The following is a 15,155-nucleotide window of genomic DNA, read 5'->3' on the forward strand; positions in this document are numbered from 1 at the left end:
TCTTGTTCATCGGTGCAGTACTTTGCCTTAGACTTCCTTCAGATTCCACCTCACAGTGGACACCCTTGTCCTCAGCTCATGGTTCCGACTACTACGGCCCATAGCGGACTCTCACCGCCTAGCTAATACCCATGCCGGGCGCACATAAATAGATGATTGATAGAAATTCTCCTATTCAATCATCTATTTATTAAAACATCGACTTTTTAGCAACGCTTTGGCTTGTACTTACTGGAATATTAAAATCAGGCAACCCTGGAATATGCAACTCAATTGAGCCAACTTGTTGATTTTTCTTTAGCGGCGCAGTTAGTTGTTTTTGATCATCTCCCTGCACTCGTAATGTTGGTTTAGTTGCTTGTAATTTTATATTCTTTGGAAGCCAAACGGTAGTCTTCTTTGTTAGCTTAATATTAGCCTTATTTTTATTTTTACCATTCTTTACTTTTACCCTAGTAAGCTTGGCCGAAAGATCATTTACTTTTTTGATTTCAACCGGCTGGTACTCATCGATTAACTTATTATAAAAGTCTTGCTGCATCTTTGACTGATCATTCCATTCCCCTTTTGTATGTAAGGCAACTAAAATAATCCGGCGTCCTGCAAAGGTTCCTGTTGACACAATACATTTACCCGCACGATCAGTATTTCCAGTCTTTAAGCCGTCAATTTCCCCATCCTTAGGAGCGAAACCGTTTTGCGGCAAAAGAGCATTCACATTTGTCATTAAATATTGTTGGTCTTTAGTTACATCAAAGTTAGCAAATTTTTGTTTTGTAATGTCGAGAGTTTCAGGATAGTTTTCAACAAGATACTTTGAGATAAGAGCAACATCTTTAGCAGATAGTAAGTTTTCGGCATCTTTATCTACACCCTTAAGTTTGTGTTTTCCTAAGTCCCCGTTAGGCAACCCGATCATATTGTAGATTTTTATATCTGTAACTCCAGCTTTTTTTGCAAATGCCATCATCTTTTTATTAAAGGCTTCTGTACTGCCCGCGTCAGCTAATGCCAATGCTTCTGTACTTCCATCAGCGGATACGAGCATCATCGAATCAACTAACTGACGGACTGTGTATTCTTCCCCATTCATTAATGGGACATTTGAAAAGTGCCAATCATCCGCCATCTTGGCAACTGCTGGTGTAATCTTAATCTTTTGATCCCATTTTAAATGATGGTTTCGAATGTCTTGTAAAATTACTCCTAAAGTTAAGATTTTAATTACAGATGCAATTGGGTAGCGTTTAGTTGCATTTTTTTGGTATAGAACCTGGCCACTTTCTGCATCAATCGCATAAGCTGCTCGTGCATCCATCTGAAAAGCTGCAGTATCAGCATGAACTTTTGCGAACATCCCCAAACCATTTAAACAGATGCTAATTATTGCCGTTATCAATAATAATTTAGCAAAAAAAGATTTAACCTTTTTCATTATAACTATTTCTCTCCTTTACACATTTAACTATCATATCCTATTCTGCCTAAAAAAGGTGTAACGATTTGGTAACAATTCAAATGAAATCCTTATTTTTCATTAAATTAAGAAGATGCACCTTTTAACTTTCAAAATTTATCTGTATTATTAATAAGTATGCTAATTTTAATCAGAAAGGGTCGGTTAAAAAATGCAAAGATCGCAACGTCATCGTCGTAAACCGCGCAGGCTTATCTTAATTATTATTGCTATTCTGCTTATTATTATGGGTGTTCGGCACTTCAGCTCGACAAGCGCCCGTCTAAAATCCGCATGGAATAAAATCATCTTCACTTCCAATAATAATGTCAGTATTGCGGTATACTCACCAAAGACCCACCAAATTTATACTTCTAGTAATGCACCCCAGCATAAGTTTCGAACTGCTAGTACAGTAAAGGTTAGTATTTTAGCAGGGATTCTTGCTAAACAACAAAGTCCCCTTACAAGCCATCAAAAATCACTTGCCACCAAAATGATTGAGCAGAGTGACAATGATTCAACTAGCGAATTATTTGAAGATTATTTAGGCGGCAAAAACGGTCTCCAACAAGCTTTTGAAAAATTTGGCATGACTCAATCGCGGGCTAATAGCAGTTGGGGGTTAACTGTTACTACCCCGAAAGACCAAGTGAAACTCTTGAATAATATTTTCTATAAATCTAAGGTTTTATCTGACGAAGAGCGAAGCGAAATTCGTGATTTAATGGGTAACGTTGAAAATGACCAAGCCTGGGGGATCTCAGCAAGTAGCGATAATTTCGCATTAAAAAACGGTTGGCTAAATTACGGTAAAGATGAATGGATCGTCAATAGTATTGGCTACGTAAAAAATAGCAACGGAACAGACTACACAATTGCAGTTTATACTGATAAAAATCAATCAATGGCCGCGGGACAACAAGTAATTGAACAACTTGCTCGTGTAACAAAGCCAATATTGGACTAAAATGAAATGATAAACAAATAGGGGCTGGAAGAAAACTTCAAATTTTCTTCTAGCCCCATTTTTTATAGGTAGTTTATTGAGAGAGATAAAGCGTTTTGGAAAGGAATACTACCTATTTTATTTTGAGAGAGTTTACTAATTAATTTGATGACTATTTTTGTTCCATCACTTTTTCACCATTAGCTGTAATAGTGAAAGTCTTGTTAGCAGCATCAGCATCAAGAACAGCCACATTCTTGCCATCCTTATCTTTCCGCGTAACCTTGATAGTTGTTTCAGTTGGTGTTTCCACTTCAATTGAACCATCAAGATCAAAGGCTGCAAACTTGTTCCGCCATGCAAGTAAGTCTAAGAGATTCTTAACTACTGGACGTTGAACTTCTTGTGCCACTTCTTCTTTAGTGTAGTAGTGACGGTTAATGTTACGACCTTCCTTAGTCTTTTCAAGCAATTCAAGGTCATTTGAACCAGCAAGTAATCCAACATAGTAAACCATTGGAATACCAGGTGCAAATACTTGGAATGCACGAGAAAGCAAGTAAGCTTTGTCATCGTCACCTAATGCAGAGTAGTAAGTAGAGTTAATTTGGTAAATATCCAAGTTGTTGTATTCAGCACTTGAGTATTTCCGCTTAACGTTAGCACCAACCTTGTATAATTCGTTGGATGCATATTCGATTTCATCATCAGTTAAGATATCCTTAGCATCAACAACCCCAATACCATCATGAGTATCAAGAGTAGTAAATTGCTTCATTGGTGACATCTTTAACCACTTAGCAAGGCGGTTAGTCTTACCAGAGTAAAGGGTATAAAGAGTAGTCATTGGTAAGGTAAAGTCATAGATGAAGAAGTCATGTTGTGAAATCTTTTGTGGAATGGTGTAGTGTTCGTGAATTTCAGGAAGGATGATGGCCTTGTATGGAGCCAAAATATCTTGAACTTCATTTAAGAGATCCCAGATTTCAGGTTCAACGAAGAAATCATTAGTACCAACCTTCTTAATAGCGTAAGCAAAGGCATCAAGACGAATCATATCTGCACCGTGCTTAACCATGTCAATTAATGTTTCCTTGAAGAATTCGTTAGCTACCTTACTCTTAACATTAATATCAATTTGTTCTTCACCGAAAGTGTTCCATAAGTTTTCAGTAGTACCATCATCAAAGGTAATTTCTTGCTTAGGAGCCTTATCTTTCCGCTTGTAAATTAAATCAACATCTTCTTGAGTTGGACGGTCCTTACCAGCTTTTTCCCAGAATTTTTCCCAACGAATAAAGAAGTCGTTGTACTTAGAGTCATCGTGCTTCTTCTTGAAGTCTTGGTACATTTCAGACTTCTTGGAAATATGGTTAATCATGAAGTCAAACATTAAGTAGTAGTCTTCACCTAATGCTTCAACATCATCCCAGTTACCAAAAGCAGAATCAACAACATCGTAACGGTATGGTGCGAAACCACGGTCACCAGTTGATGGGAAGAATGGAAGTAAGTGAACACCGCCGATTGCATCACCGATATAGTTCTTTAATACTTCATGAGTTTCCTTAATATTTTTACCCATTGAGTCAGAGTAAGTAATTAACATTGCTTCATTTTTGATTGGCATAATGATATCCTCCAATAACTTAATTTTAGTTAGCTTGTTTAGAATGACGAGTTGCAAAGAAAATAATTAAGGCAATAACTATTAGCATTACCCCGTAGATTGGGAATGGTGCGGCAAGATCAAGGCCACTCATTGGGCGACCAACTAACCGGTTCATCCATTCAGCAATTGTTGGTGAGAAGAAAGCTCCAAAGTTAAAACCAATCAGTACCATTGAAGTTACTAATGGTTGACGCTTAGCAGGGGCTAAATCCGGCAACAAGTTAAAAATCAACGGAGAAACTAATTGTAGTGGGAAACCGATTAAAAGCAAACCAATTACTAACATTGCAAAGTTGCCGTTTGCGAAGGCAAATAAGAAGTTTGAAATGGCCATTAATCCGAGACCAAGGTAAACAGTGTTAAAACCTAACATTTTATTAATTGATCCATAGAATAAACCACCAAGCGTTGCCCCAATTAACATTAAGGAAAGGAACATTGATGAACCAGTATAGCTACTTCCCTTAATTGCAACTGCTAAACCAGGGAAACGGTTTTCCATTCCAACATAATCTACAACTAAGAGGAAGGCAAAGAGAACAAGGAGGTAAACTACTGGACTAATCTTTTTAATTGGTTCTTCCGCTTCAGTTAATTCTTCAGCAAGATCATCTTCGGCAACGTTATTATCCTGTGCTTTGCTATCGTCAGGAACACGAACGGCAAAGAAGAAGAGAACAACAAAGGCAAGAAGGTAGACGGCAAATGATGCATGCCAACCTGCATAACTAAGAATTAATCCGGCAATTGCAAGGGTACAAGCTTGACCGATTTGTTCAGCCGCAGCACGCCAACCAAGCATTTGAGCTCGGGTTGTACCTTCATACCAAACTGAAATCATCGAAATTGCTTGAGAGTTATATAAACCAAATCCTGCTCCTAAAACTAACCGGGAAATCAAAATCGCAGTGTAGTCATTCGCAAACATAGGAACAATTCCGGCAAGACCAACAATTGTAACCCCGGCCATAATAATCTTTTTATCAGAAATATTGAACCATTGTTGAAGTAATGGTGAAAGGACAACAAAAATCATTACAGTAAATGATGGAGTTGTAACTAAATATTCTGACTGTGTCTGTGAGATTCCGAGTGCTGCCTTTAATTGCGGTAAAGAGCCTTGAATGGCATAAGCACTCGTAACCATGAATGAAACTGACAGGAATGCCAATTTGGTAACAAGAGAATTTTTGTTATTCATAATTAGTAGGTACTCTTTCTATAGGTATTTGACAAACGTTTATCATTTATGTACATCAATAATATACAATGAACTTTTTAAAATGTCAAACGTTTAACAAAGATTTATTACAAAAAATTGTAATCAATTACATTGTTATTATAACGCGCTTTAAATGAAAATAGATGAAAACGGATGAGAACGCTATTTTAGCTCTTTTTTGAACGATTTGTGAACAACTATACATTATATTTTTATAATTTTTTTATTAAAAAAGAGTAAAGCAATGACTAATTCATCGTTTTACTCTTTTTTACTTAATCCACACAAAGCTTCTTGATTGCCTGCGCATAGATTTCCATCGCTTTATACATGTCTGGCAATGGCCACTGTTCATTAGCTTGATGCATATAATCGGGAGTTGTTGGTAACATTCCGCCAAAGGCAACACAATTATTCATGGTTCGAGCAAATGTTGCCCCACCAGAAATTTGTGGTTCAGCATCAACATCCCCAGTTTGTTCTTTATAAACTTTCATCAAAGTTTGCACTAATTTACTGTCTTTTGGAACGTACAGGGGTGCTAAATAATCAAAATGAACATACTTCAAATCATAAGCTGCCACCTGTTTACTTAGTTTTGCTAGTAAATTATCGCGATCGATCGTTACGGGAATTCGTAAATCAATCTGCATTCTTGTTTCATTTTCATTAATCTCAAGACTAGAAATATTGAAAGTTAATTGTCCAGACTCATCGCGAACATCACCGAGAACATTGCTCCCCGTTGCATCTTCCTTAAATAATTTGCCAATAAAATCAAGTGGCTTAAAATCAAAAACATCATCAAGCGCAATCGCTAACCGTAAAACAGCATTCGTTCCTTCCGGTACCATCATCGCATGAACAGACTTGCCAATAACAGTAATTGAATTACCGTCAGTTGTATATTCAAAGCCATGCTTATCTAAAGCCGCCTTCACTTCATCCTGCTTTGGACCATCGTACACTGCACTATCAGGGACCGCATTAAACGCATTTTTCAAGTTAATCTTTAGTTGATCTGTTCCTGGACCAACGAGATAAGATTGTTGCAACCCCTTTTCAGCATAAATTAATGGAAATTCAGCATCAGGAGAAATTCCACTATCAATTGGCGCTTCCTTTTTATTATATTCAGCAATTCCACGCCATAGAATTTCTTCATCAGTTCCATAAATAAAACGAATTCGTTGATTGAAGTGATAACCTTGATCCATCAATGCTTTAACAGCATATAAAGCTGCAATTCCTGGACCTTTATCATCTTGTGACCCTCGCCCATAAACTGCATCATTGATTACTGTGCCTTTAAATGGATTATGTTTCCATTTGCCTAAATCGCCGGCAGGAACCGTATCAAGATGACAAATTACACCAAAAATTTTGTCCCCACTACCAACTTCTGCATAGCTATAGTACCCGTCTGGATCTTCATAGGTCTTAAAACCTAATTCATCACAAATCTTCATCATTTCATCGAGGGCGTTACGAATTCCTTTGCCAAATGGTGCGCCTTCTTCTACTGGTTGATTATATGATGGAACAGAAATTAGTCGTTCTAAAGTTTTAACAGCAGCTTTTTGTTCATCTTCTGTAATAATTTTATCCATTCAAATCCCCTCCTAGAGCAAGGCAGCAATTCCTAAGAACAAGCAAGTAGCAACAAAGAGATAAATCATTAATTTCAGCATCCACTTCCACCAAATGCCGACATTAATATGCGCAATTGCTAATGCTCCCATAACAACTCCTGAAGTTGGGGTAATAAGGTTAACCCAACCCGAAGCTGCTTGATAAGCAGTAATAACAAGGCTACCAGAAACATGCGCAAAATATCCCATTGGTCCGATAATTCCCATCGTTGCCGCAGCTAACCCAGACGTTGATGGAATTAAGAATGACATTGGGATATAGAAAATGTAAGTCAAAATAATAAAGATCGTTTGTGATAATCCATGAAGGCCCAATTCTCCCCAGTGAAGAACTGTTCCAGTGATCATCCCATTATTCATTATTACTTGAATTCCCCGTGCAACTGCCACAATAATTGCAACGCTTAAGAAATCTCCCATTCCTGACATGAAAGCATCAATAAATTCGCTTTCCTTCATATGGTAAACAGCCATAATCAAGACCGACATAAAAAGGAAGAGCATGGTAATTTCATTGAAGTACCATGTTCCAAGGGGTGCCATATCATGCCCTAATAAATCGCCTAGGAATGGAATATTAACCAACCACTTTGTAAATTTATCAAAAAATGTCCAATGGCTATTAAGGTTTGACCATGGAATTAGTCCTAGAATCATCACAACAAAAGTAATTCCGAATAGCCAAATAACTGTCTTTTGACGACCGGTCATCTTATGGTCGTCATTAGGATCAGCCTTGACTAAAAAGTGCTTTTCATCTTCTGCTCGTTGATTGTAAACCAATGATTTAGTTGGATCTTTTTCAATTACCGATGCATAGTGGTAAACATAAATAATACTAATCGTTATCGTAATAATTAAAAGGATTACCCGGGAAACTAAACCATCACCAGGAGAAATATTTAACGTTTGAGAAGCTACTCCTGTGGCAAACGGGTTAACAGTTGATGCTAAACAACCAACTTGACTTCCCACTAAAGCAATCGCAACCGCTACAATTGAATCAAAGCCAACACCCATCATCACGGGGATCAAGAGAGGATAGAATGCAATCGTTTCTTCCCCCATTCCATATGTTGATCCACCAAGAGCAAACAGAAGCATTAAAATTGGAATCAATTGTTTTTCTCGTCCCTTATACCGGCGAACGATTGAACCGATCCCTTCGTTTAATGCATTTGTCTTATTAACCACTCCTAGGAATCCACCGATAACAAGAATAAATAGTGATACTGAGATGGCTCCATCTGTCTTTTTATCACCGACCATCCCGATAACGGGTGCCATAAAGACATCCCAAATTCCCTGGGGTTTATTTGTCACCGCCTTATATGTGCCAGAAATAATATTTCCAGCTTTATCCGTCTCATATGTCCCTGCTGGTATAATCCACGTTAAAATTGCAATTAAAATAATAATTAAAAATAAAATTGTAAACGCAGAGGGCATATGAAAATGATGTTTTTTCTTCGTTTGTGTTTCCTGCACAATAACCGCCTCTTTTGTAAAATTAGTATCAATTTTATTTTAATTCGGTTTGAAAGCGGTTTCAACTTAATCTAAAAATTATCCTTAAAGAATGCTATAATTGCCTTGTAATAATTTTAAGGAGGCTGAAGCTAATGGTAATGAATCCGAGTAAAGCTCAAGACGTTTGGAAAGACGCCGGTGAACATGTCCAATTTACTGTATTAGAATTAAAACGAGAAAATCAAGCAAAGGAACAAGAAGCAATTCAAGAATTTGTTGAACGGTTCCAAGCAATTACTCGATCACTGCGAATTCGGGATAATAAGGGTAATCTTAAAGTTTCTTTAGGCTTTAGCAACGACGCATGGGACTATCTTTTCCCAAATGCCCCTAAACCCAAAGAATTAGAAACTTACCAAACATTAACCGGGCCAAAATACAAAATGCCTGCCGCAAAAGGAGATATTTTCCTCCATATTCGTGCAAACGATGAGGCTGCAGTTTACGAATTCATGGCTCAAGTAATGCTCTTTATTAGAGATATTACTAATGTTGTTGATGAAACAAAGGGCTTTCGCTATTTTGAAGGCCGGGCCATTATTGGCTTTATTGATGGAACTGAAAATCCGGAACCTCAGGATGCTGCTGAATACGCAATTATTGGTGATGAGGATCCTACGTTTGAAAATGGTTCATATGCCTTTGCACAAAAATGGCGGCATAACATGGACATTTGGAATAAGCTAACTACTGAAACGCAAGAAAAAGCTGTTGGACGAAAGAAGTTTTCTGACTTAGAATTAAGCGAAAAAGAGAAGTTTAAGAATGCTCATAATGTCGCTTCCCAAGCGGAAATTGATGGTATTGAACAGAAGATTGTGCGCATGAATGTTCCATATTCAGACCCTGCCGCTGATAATACTGGAACTTTCTTTATTGGTTATTCACGGCATTGGACTGTAACTAAGAAGATGCTTGAAAATATGCTTGAGCAAAACGATTATCTCCTAACTTTCTCTGATATTTTAGGTGGTCAACTCTTCTTTATTCCTTCGCGTCCAATGTTGGATCAAATTGCTGAAGGCGAATTAAATTAGTTGATTGACAAGTTGAAGGCAAATTGCTATATTATTAGCAGCAAATTTTAGGAGGGATCATCCATTGAAATTTTAATTCTACACAATTTAATGTATCTGGAACTGTGGATTCACGCAGAAAGGTACTACGGGTAGAATTATTTTTCAATGATTGATCAATAAATGAGAACTAATGGGCCAATACCATTAGTTTAAAAGTCTACCTGTAGTGGTGGGCTTTTTTTCGTTACCTTTTCTGCGAGTAACGAAAGGGTGATTTTTTAATGGAACCAATCACGATAAATAATTTAACTTTTGCTTATCCGGGACAAGAACCGCTTTTTAATCATTGTGATCTTAATATTAGCAGCGATTGGAAACTTGGTCTTCTTGGACGAAACGGTCGGGGCAAAACCACACTACTCAAAATCTTGCAAAAGCAACTTTCCTTTCAAGAAAGTATTCAAACCAATCTTAAGTTTAACTATTATCCATTAGTAATTCGTGAACCGAATGATTACACATTGAATGTCCTTATGAGAAGTGGCTATCAAGGTGAGCAATGGCAAATCGAACGAGAATTAAATTTAATGGCAACTCCCACAGAATTACTATGGCAACCTTTCAGTAGTCTTAGTGGTGGCGAACAAACACATGTGATGCTAGCAACCCTTTTTGCCCAGGATGGATATTTCCCCCTGCTTGACGAACCGACTAATCACCTTGATCAGGATGGTCGAAAACAAATTGCTCAATATCTAAAAGCGAAAAAAAACGGCTTCATTATCACTAGCCATGACCGAGATTTTCTCGATAAAGTCATTGACCATTCATTAGTGATTGAACAACACCAGCTTGTTTTAACCCGTGGTAATTACAGTGATTATTTCGTTCATAAGGAGCAACGAGATTCTACGGCCATCAAGAAAAACGAAAATTTATTAAAAGATATTCATCATTTAAAGCAAACACGTCAGGCAAAATCTCAATGGGCTCAACAAGCAGAAAATGAAAAGAAGAATAATTCTCATGCGGATAAAGGCTTTATTGGTGCCAAAGCTACAAAAATGATGAAAAAAGCAACCATAATGAAAGGACGCTTAGATACCGCAATCGAGGAACGAAAAGGACTTTTAAAAGAGATTGAAAATGTTGTTCCGCTAACAATTAATGTCCTCCCCACTAATCATCAACTATTGTTAAGCATTAATGATCTAACGTTATCGTATCCAACTAAACAACTCTGTTCTAATATCACTGCAACCATTGAAAAAAATGACCAGGTCCTGCTCTGTGGGAATAATGGTACTGGAAAATCTAGTATTATTAATGCAATCATCGGGACATTCAGTGGTAAGCAAAGCGGAGATATACTTTTTAGCAGTGCCCTTAAAATCAGCACAGTACGTCAAGATTATTCTGATAATCATGGAAGTTTACGTAGTTTTGCATCTTCTTCTAAAATTAACTACGATCAATTTCTTAACCTTCTTCGTAAATTAGGGATGGAACGTGCTACTTTTAATGTTCCGATTGAAGAAATGAGTATGGGACAACAAAAGAAGGTTGAACTAGCACGGTCATTAGCTGAGCCCGCTCACCTTTATTTATGGGATGAGCCGCTAAATTATCTTGATACCTATAATCAGCAACAACTAATTCAGTTAATTCAAGAAAAGCGACCACCAATGCTAATTGTTGAACATGATCAAAATTTCATTAAGCAAACTGCCACAAAGAAAATTGAAATTTAATATTTCCTGGGAAATAATCAAATTTACCAACTTAATGTAAAAAAGGAGCTGTGACACAAGTTAGGTCACTTCCACAAAATACGAACAGCGCAGTACAACAATGGCCTTCATTGTCCGGCAAAGTCGAACGTTGAAGGCCTATTGTTGCTTGCGGGGGCTCGAAAACGAAGTTACGAGTGACTTCTGTCTCGCTCCCATAATTTTTAGCTAAATTAAATTCAATTCAGTTAACCACTCAAGAAATAGTGGGAACCACTTTCCCATATGATTATCTACCCGATCATTATTGACAATACCAGTATATTCGTTAGCTAATGCGATTCCATGTCCCCCAGTGCCAAACTCATGTAATTCATATGGAACATCATACTTGATTAACGCATCTGCATATACTTGGAGGTGATCAACAAAGGGAGTTAATTCATCTTTTGCCGATCCCCACATAAAGGTTGGTGGTGTTTGTGGATTTACCAATTCCGCTACATTTTCTGTTGTAACCCCCATGCGTTCATCAATCAAGGGTTGAATAACAGGATATCCTAATGCGGCAAATTTAGCGTGTGTTAGTTTTTCGTTACTATATGCAGCGGCAATTTGGCCTCCTGCAGAAAAGCCAATAATTCCCAGTCGATCAACGTCAACATCTAATTCATTTGCATGGTTAACAATATATTCAAATGCTTGGTGTACTGCTATTTTGGCTTCTTCATAATTTTTATGTTCAACTACTGGATACCGCACAACAAATGTTTGCCATGCATGGGTTGCAAACGTTAATGCCACCCGCTCAGAATCTCGTTCCATAATCTTGTTATAACTGCCTCCTGGCAAAATAACAAGGCCGGGTAAAGTTTTATCAGTATTACTATGATAAATATCTAGAGACGAATATGGTTGATCTAAGTTAACACTTTTAATTTCCATTTTCTCACCTCATTTTGATTTTGCTAAATGTTAAAATTACAAATAATAGTATAACCTCAATATGCAATAAACGATACAGGTAAAAAATTGTTATTAATTCACAAATTTCCCCTTGTTTATCATGATACATTTGTTAAAGTGATAAGGTATCAATTATTATTTGGGGGTTAGAAAATCTAATGAGTATTATGAAGACTAAGTCATTCTGGATTGCTGCTATTATGACCTTAATTTGTTCTGTTGCTGGGGTGCTTTTAGCAAAACTACCTTATGTCAACTTGATTGGAGCATTGGTTATTGCTTTATTATTAGGCATTGCCATGCAGTTGACTCCTGCTAGCTTGCGTAATGAAGCTCAAGGCGGCATCGGATTTATTTCTAACAAATTTTTACGGCTTGGTATTATTCTTCTTGGTTTCCGCTTAAACCTAGAAAAACTTGCTGCCGCTGGGGTTAAGACTATTTTGGTTGCAGCTATTGGGGTTACCGGAACGATTGTCCTCACTTATTGGCTTAGTCGAAAGTTTGGTGCAGAAGATGAATTAGCTATCCTTTCTGCTTGTGGCTGTGGTATTTGTGGAGCGGCTGCTGTAATGGGGGTTTCACCACAAATTGAAACTGACAACGAGGAGCGCAAACGAGAAAATGAAGTATTAGCTGTTGCCGTTGTTTGTGTAATGGGGACAGTCTTTACTTTAGTTGAAATTGGAATCAAACCATTACTCGGACTTACCGATCCACAGTTTGGAATTGTGGCTGGTGGTTCATTACATGAAATTGCTCATGCCGTTGCAGCCGGGGGAGCTTTTGGTGAAGCAAGTTTAGATAACGCCCTTATTATGAAACTTTCACGGGTTCTTCTCTTAGCACCAGTCGCTTTAATTGTTGGTTACTGGTATCAACACCGCCTTATAGTTGAAAGTGAAGAAGAACATACTAAAGAACCAAAGAAATTACCAATTCCTTGGTTCCTTGGTGGTTTTATTTTAACTAGTGTGTTAGGAACCTTTCTTCCATTCTCACCAGCCTTTCTTGATGCACTTGTTCAAGCAGCCTATATCTTTTTAGGAATGGCAATGGCTGCATTAGGTGTTTCAGTAAACTTTAAGGTTATTTTTAAACGTGGAGGGGCCGTTTTTGGCGCGGCTGTGATTAGCTCAACCTGTTTATTGGTATTTATGATTATTATGAGTAAAATATTCTTCTAAGTTATTAAAAGCGTTAAATTGAGGATTTATTTTAGTGGCATATAGCCATTCCCCCAATTTAACGCTTTTTATTTATGTTCTTCTATTAAACCGTCTTTCCCAGCTGGTAAGCTTCTTCAACATGTTTAGCTAGTTTTTGATTATTCCAAGAATCAGCTGCGAGCACCTCTCCTACTTTATCCCAACGCATATATTCAAGCAATTGCTTAAAATATAAGTTAAGTGAAGCAAAGGCATCTGCTTGACCATAACCACTTACTAAAGTAATAGCTTTCTTTCCGCCGTGAAGTTCATGGTTATAGTTGTAGAAACGATCAATCACTGCTTTTAGCGCTGCATTGATCCCGTAATAATATAGCGAACTAACCAAGACTACCATGTCTGCCGCTAACAGCTTAGGCATTACTTCATTAGTAATAACATCATTCGGTTCAATCGCAACTTCTTGTCCGGGATGATTGTCTTCCAATTTAATCATCGAAAATTCATCGGTCCGGCGTCCAGCATCAAAGCGATAAACTTCATTTCCTGCTTCAGTAGCGCCCTTAACAAAGGCATCTGCTAATTGCTCAGAAGTTCCTGGATGATGGGGACTTCCTGTTAATACAACAATCTTCATCATGATCCCGCCCTTTCTTACTTAATTATAGTGATAGTTCGACTAAATTAGAAATAGAAACATTGAATATTAATAGATAGCTAAAACGAATTAACGATGCCAACTAAAGATTTTTAACCAATTTAACTTAGTACGCTCTCGTTTTTGTTCTTCTTTAATGTATGAACGATCCGTAATGAAATGAAAGATATTCATGCCTATTCCTCATAAATATGTTCACTGAGGTAACGCTCGCTTGAATCAGGAAATACTGTGACTAAATTAGCCCCGTGTGGCAATTCTTTAGCAACTTCTAAACTTGCCGCAAGCGCAGCCCCACTAGAGCTACCAATAAAGAGGCCGAGATTTTTAGCAACCCAACGAACATAATAGAATGCATCCTCATCACTGATTGTTTTTACCCCAGTATAATCTAAGTCCTTGAAAAACGGTGGAATAAACTCCACTCCAATTCCTTCTGTACGGTGACTATGGGCTGGGCCACCATTTAAAATCGATCCGGCCGGTTCAACAATATAGCCTTTCAATTCCGGGTAAGCATCTTGGAGTGCCTTTTGAATCCCCACAAAAGTACCACCACTTCCTGCACCAGCTACAAAGGCCGCCAGCGGTTTATTAGCAAGATCAGCTAAAATTTCTGGTCCCAAGGTGTGCTGATAAACATCGGGATTCGCTGGATTCTGGAATTGTAAAGGCACGTAAGCATCCCCGATTTCAGCAGCTAATTCTTTTGCGGCCGCAATTGCCCCCTTGATCCCTTCTTCACTCGGAGTATTAATCACTTCGGCTCCCAACGCACGCATTAATGTTTGCTTTTCAAAACTAAACTTTTCTGGTACCACTAATTTAACTGGTAAATGGTATTTTAGTGCTGCTAAAGCGACTCCAATCCCTGTATTTCCGGCAGTTGGCTCGATGATTGTCGTTGTATCTTTTATTTTTCCTTCTTCCATTCCTCGCTGGATTAGCGCCATCCCCAAACGATCCTTGATACTGCCACCTGGGTTAAACATTTCGAGCTTAGCATAAATATTAACGTCATTCGGAGTCTTCATCGGCAAGTGCATCAAGGGGGTGTGACCAATCAAATCATAAGTATTTTCAACTAACATAATAGTTCCTTCTTCCTCAGAATAATCGAGTAGGAGATAAT

General features: G+C 37.8%; 12 protein-coding genes. 4 read left to right on the forward strand and 8 right to left on the reverse strand.

Going from position 1 to position 15,155, the window contains the following annotated elements; translation table 11 throughout:
* Positions 1 to 190: 190 nt before the first annotated feature.
* A complete protein-coding gene (locus tag AACL61_RS09085; protein ID WP_339111273.1) occupies positions 191 to 1,435 on the reverse strand; it encodes a D-alanyl-D-alanine carboxypeptidase family protein in 1,245 nt (414 codons plus the stop codon).
* 193 nt (positions 1,436 to 1,628) lie between these two features.
* On the opposite strand from AACL61_RS09085, the gene AACL61_RS09090 reads away from it, so the two are divergent.
* On the forward strand, positions 1,629 to 2,426 hold the full coding sequence (locus AACL61_RS09090) for a serine hydrolase (protein ID WP_102817042.1): 798 nt from the start codon (positions 1,629 to 1,631) through the stop codon (positions 2,424 to 2,426).
* A 151-nt stretch (positions 2,427 to 2,577) separates the two neighbouring features.
* Here the strand turns inward: AACL61_RS09090 and gtfA are convergent, their stop codons facing one another.
* The 4 genes from gtfA to AACL61_RS09110 form a co-directional block, all read right to left on the reverse strand.
* Entirely contained in the window at positions 2,578 to 4,035 is a 1,458-nt protein-coding gene (gene gtfA, locus AACL61_RS09095) for a sucrose phosphorylase (RefSeq protein WP_019254026.1), read from the reverse strand.
* A gap of 25 nt (positions 4,036 to 4,060) precedes the next feature.
* A complete protein-coding gene (locus tag AACL61_RS09100) occupies positions 4,061 to 5,278 on the reverse strand; it encodes an MFS transporter (protein ID WP_339111274.1) in 1,218 nt (405 codons plus the stop codon).
* A 296-nt stretch (positions 5,279 to 5,574) separates the two neighbouring features.
* Positions 5,575 to 6,909: a dipeptidase gene (locus AACL61_RS09105; RefSeq protein ID WP_339111275.1), complete on the reverse strand. Its 1,335-nt coding sequence runs from the start codon at positions 6,907 to 6,909 to the stop codon at positions 5,575 to 5,577.
* Between the two features lie 12 nt (positions 6,910 to 6,921).
* The gene (locus AACL61_RS09110) at positions 6,922 to 8,439 is read right to left on the reverse strand and encodes a YfcC family protein (protein ID WP_339111276.1); all 1,518 of its coding nucleotides are present in this window, start codon (positions 8,437 to 8,439) and stop codon (positions 6,922 to 6,924) included.
* A gap of 134 nt (positions 8,440 to 8,573) precedes the next feature.
* On the opposite strand from AACL61_RS09110, the gene AACL61_RS09115 reads away from it, so the two are divergent.
* Entirely contained in the window at positions 8,574 to 9,518 is a 945-nt protein-coding gene (locus AACL61_RS09115) for a Dyp-type peroxidase (protein ID WP_035159810.1), read from the forward strand.
* A gap of 263 nt (positions 9,519 to 9,781) precedes the next feature.
* Complete coding sequence (gene abc-f / locus AACL61_RS09120) at positions 9,782 to 11,251, forward strand: ribosomal protection-like ABC-F family protein (RefSeq protein ID WP_339111277.1); 1,470 nt, start codon at positions 9,782 to 9,784, stop codon at positions 11,249 to 11,251.
* A 207-nt stretch (positions 11,252 to 11,458) separates the two neighbouring features.
* Here the strand turns inward: abc-f and AACL61_RS09125 are convergent, their stop codons facing one another.
* Positions 11,459 to 12,175: an alpha/beta hydrolase gene (locus AACL61_RS09125; RefSeq protein WP_016496555.1), complete on the reverse strand. Its 717-nt coding sequence runs from the start codon at positions 12,173 to 12,175 to the stop codon at positions 11,459 to 11,461.
* A 179-nt stretch (positions 12,176 to 12,354) separates the two neighbouring features.
* Here AACL61_RS09125 and AACL61_RS09130 point away from each other — a divergent pair, with 179 nt between their 5' ends.
* Entirely contained in the window at positions 12,355 to 13,383 is a 1,029-nt protein-coding gene (locus AACL61_RS09130; protein WP_078009611.1) for a YeiH family protein, read from the forward strand.
* Positions 13,384 to 13,468: 85 nt separating this feature from the next.
* Here AACL61_RS09130 and AACL61_RS09135 read toward each other — a convergent pair whose 3' ends face one another.
* Both AACL61_RS09135 and AACL61_RS09140 read right to left on the reverse strand, forming a co-directional pair.
* Positions 13,469 to 14,005 carry a flavodoxin family protein gene (locus tag AACL61_RS09135; protein ID WP_102817038.1) on the reverse strand — a complete coding sequence of 179 codons (537 nt, stop codon included), beginning with the start codon at positions 14,003 to 14,005 and terminating at the stop codon, positions 13,469 to 13,471.
* Positions 14,006 to 14,199: 194 nt separating this feature from the next.
* A complete protein-coding gene (locus AACL61_RS09140) occupies positions 14,200 to 15,114 on the reverse strand; it encodes a PLP-dependent cysteine synthase family protein (RefSeq protein ID WP_086142451.1) in 915 nt (304 codons plus the stop codon).
* Between the last annotated feature and the right edge of the window lie 41 nt (positions 15,115 to 15,155).

The organism is Limosilactobacillus reuteri subsp. porcinus, assembly GCF_036621895.1.
GTDB lineage: Bacteria > Bacillota > Bacilli > Lactobacillales > Lactobacillaceae > Limosilactobacillus > Limosilactobacillus reuteri_J.

Bases quoted from the DNA above. Each gene is read 5' to 3' on its own strand.
- AACL61_RS09085 (WP_339111273.1), bottom strand. From the start codon at position 1,435: ATGAAAAAGGTTAAATCTTTTTTTGCTAAATTATTATTGATAACGGCA.
- AACL61_RS09090 (WP_102817042.1), top strand. From the start codon at position 1,629: ATGCAAAGATCGCAACGTCATCGTCGTAAACCGCGCAGGCTTATCTTA.
- gtfA (WP_019254026.1), bottom strand. From the start codon at position 4,035: ATGCCAATCAAAAATGAAGCAATGTTAATTACTTACTCTGACTCAATG.
- AACL61_RS09100 (WP_339111274.1), bottom strand. From the start codon at position 5,278: ATGAATAACAAAAATTCTCTTGTTACCAAATTGGCATTCCTGTCAGTT.
- AACL61_RS09105 (WP_339111275.1), bottom strand. From the start codon at position 6,909: ATGGATAAAATTATTACAGAAGATGAACAAAAAGCTGCTGTTAAAACT.
- AACL61_RS09115 (WP_035159810.1), top strand. From the start codon at position 8,574: ATGGTAATGAATCCGAGTAAAGCTCAAGACGTTTGGAAAGACGCCGGT.
- abc-f (WP_339111277.1), top strand. From the start codon at position 9,782: ATGGAACCAATCACGATAAATAATTTAACTTTTGCTTATCCGGGACAA.
- AACL61_RS09125 (WP_016496555.1), bottom strand. From the start codon at position 12,175: ATGGAAATTAAAAGTGTTAACTTAGATCAACCATATTCGTCTCTAGAT.
- AACL61_RS09130 (WP_078009611.1), top strand. From the start codon at position 12,355: ATGAGTATTATGAAGACTAAGTCATTCTGGATTGCTGCTATTATGACC.
- AACL61_RS09135 (WP_102817038.1), bottom strand. From the start codon at position 14,005: ATGATGAAGATTGTTGTATTAACAGGAAGTCCCCATCATCCAGGAACT.
- AACL61_RS09140 (WP_086142451.1), bottom strand. From the start codon at position 15,114: ATGTTAGTTGAAAATACTTATGATTTGATTGGTCACACCCCCTTGATG.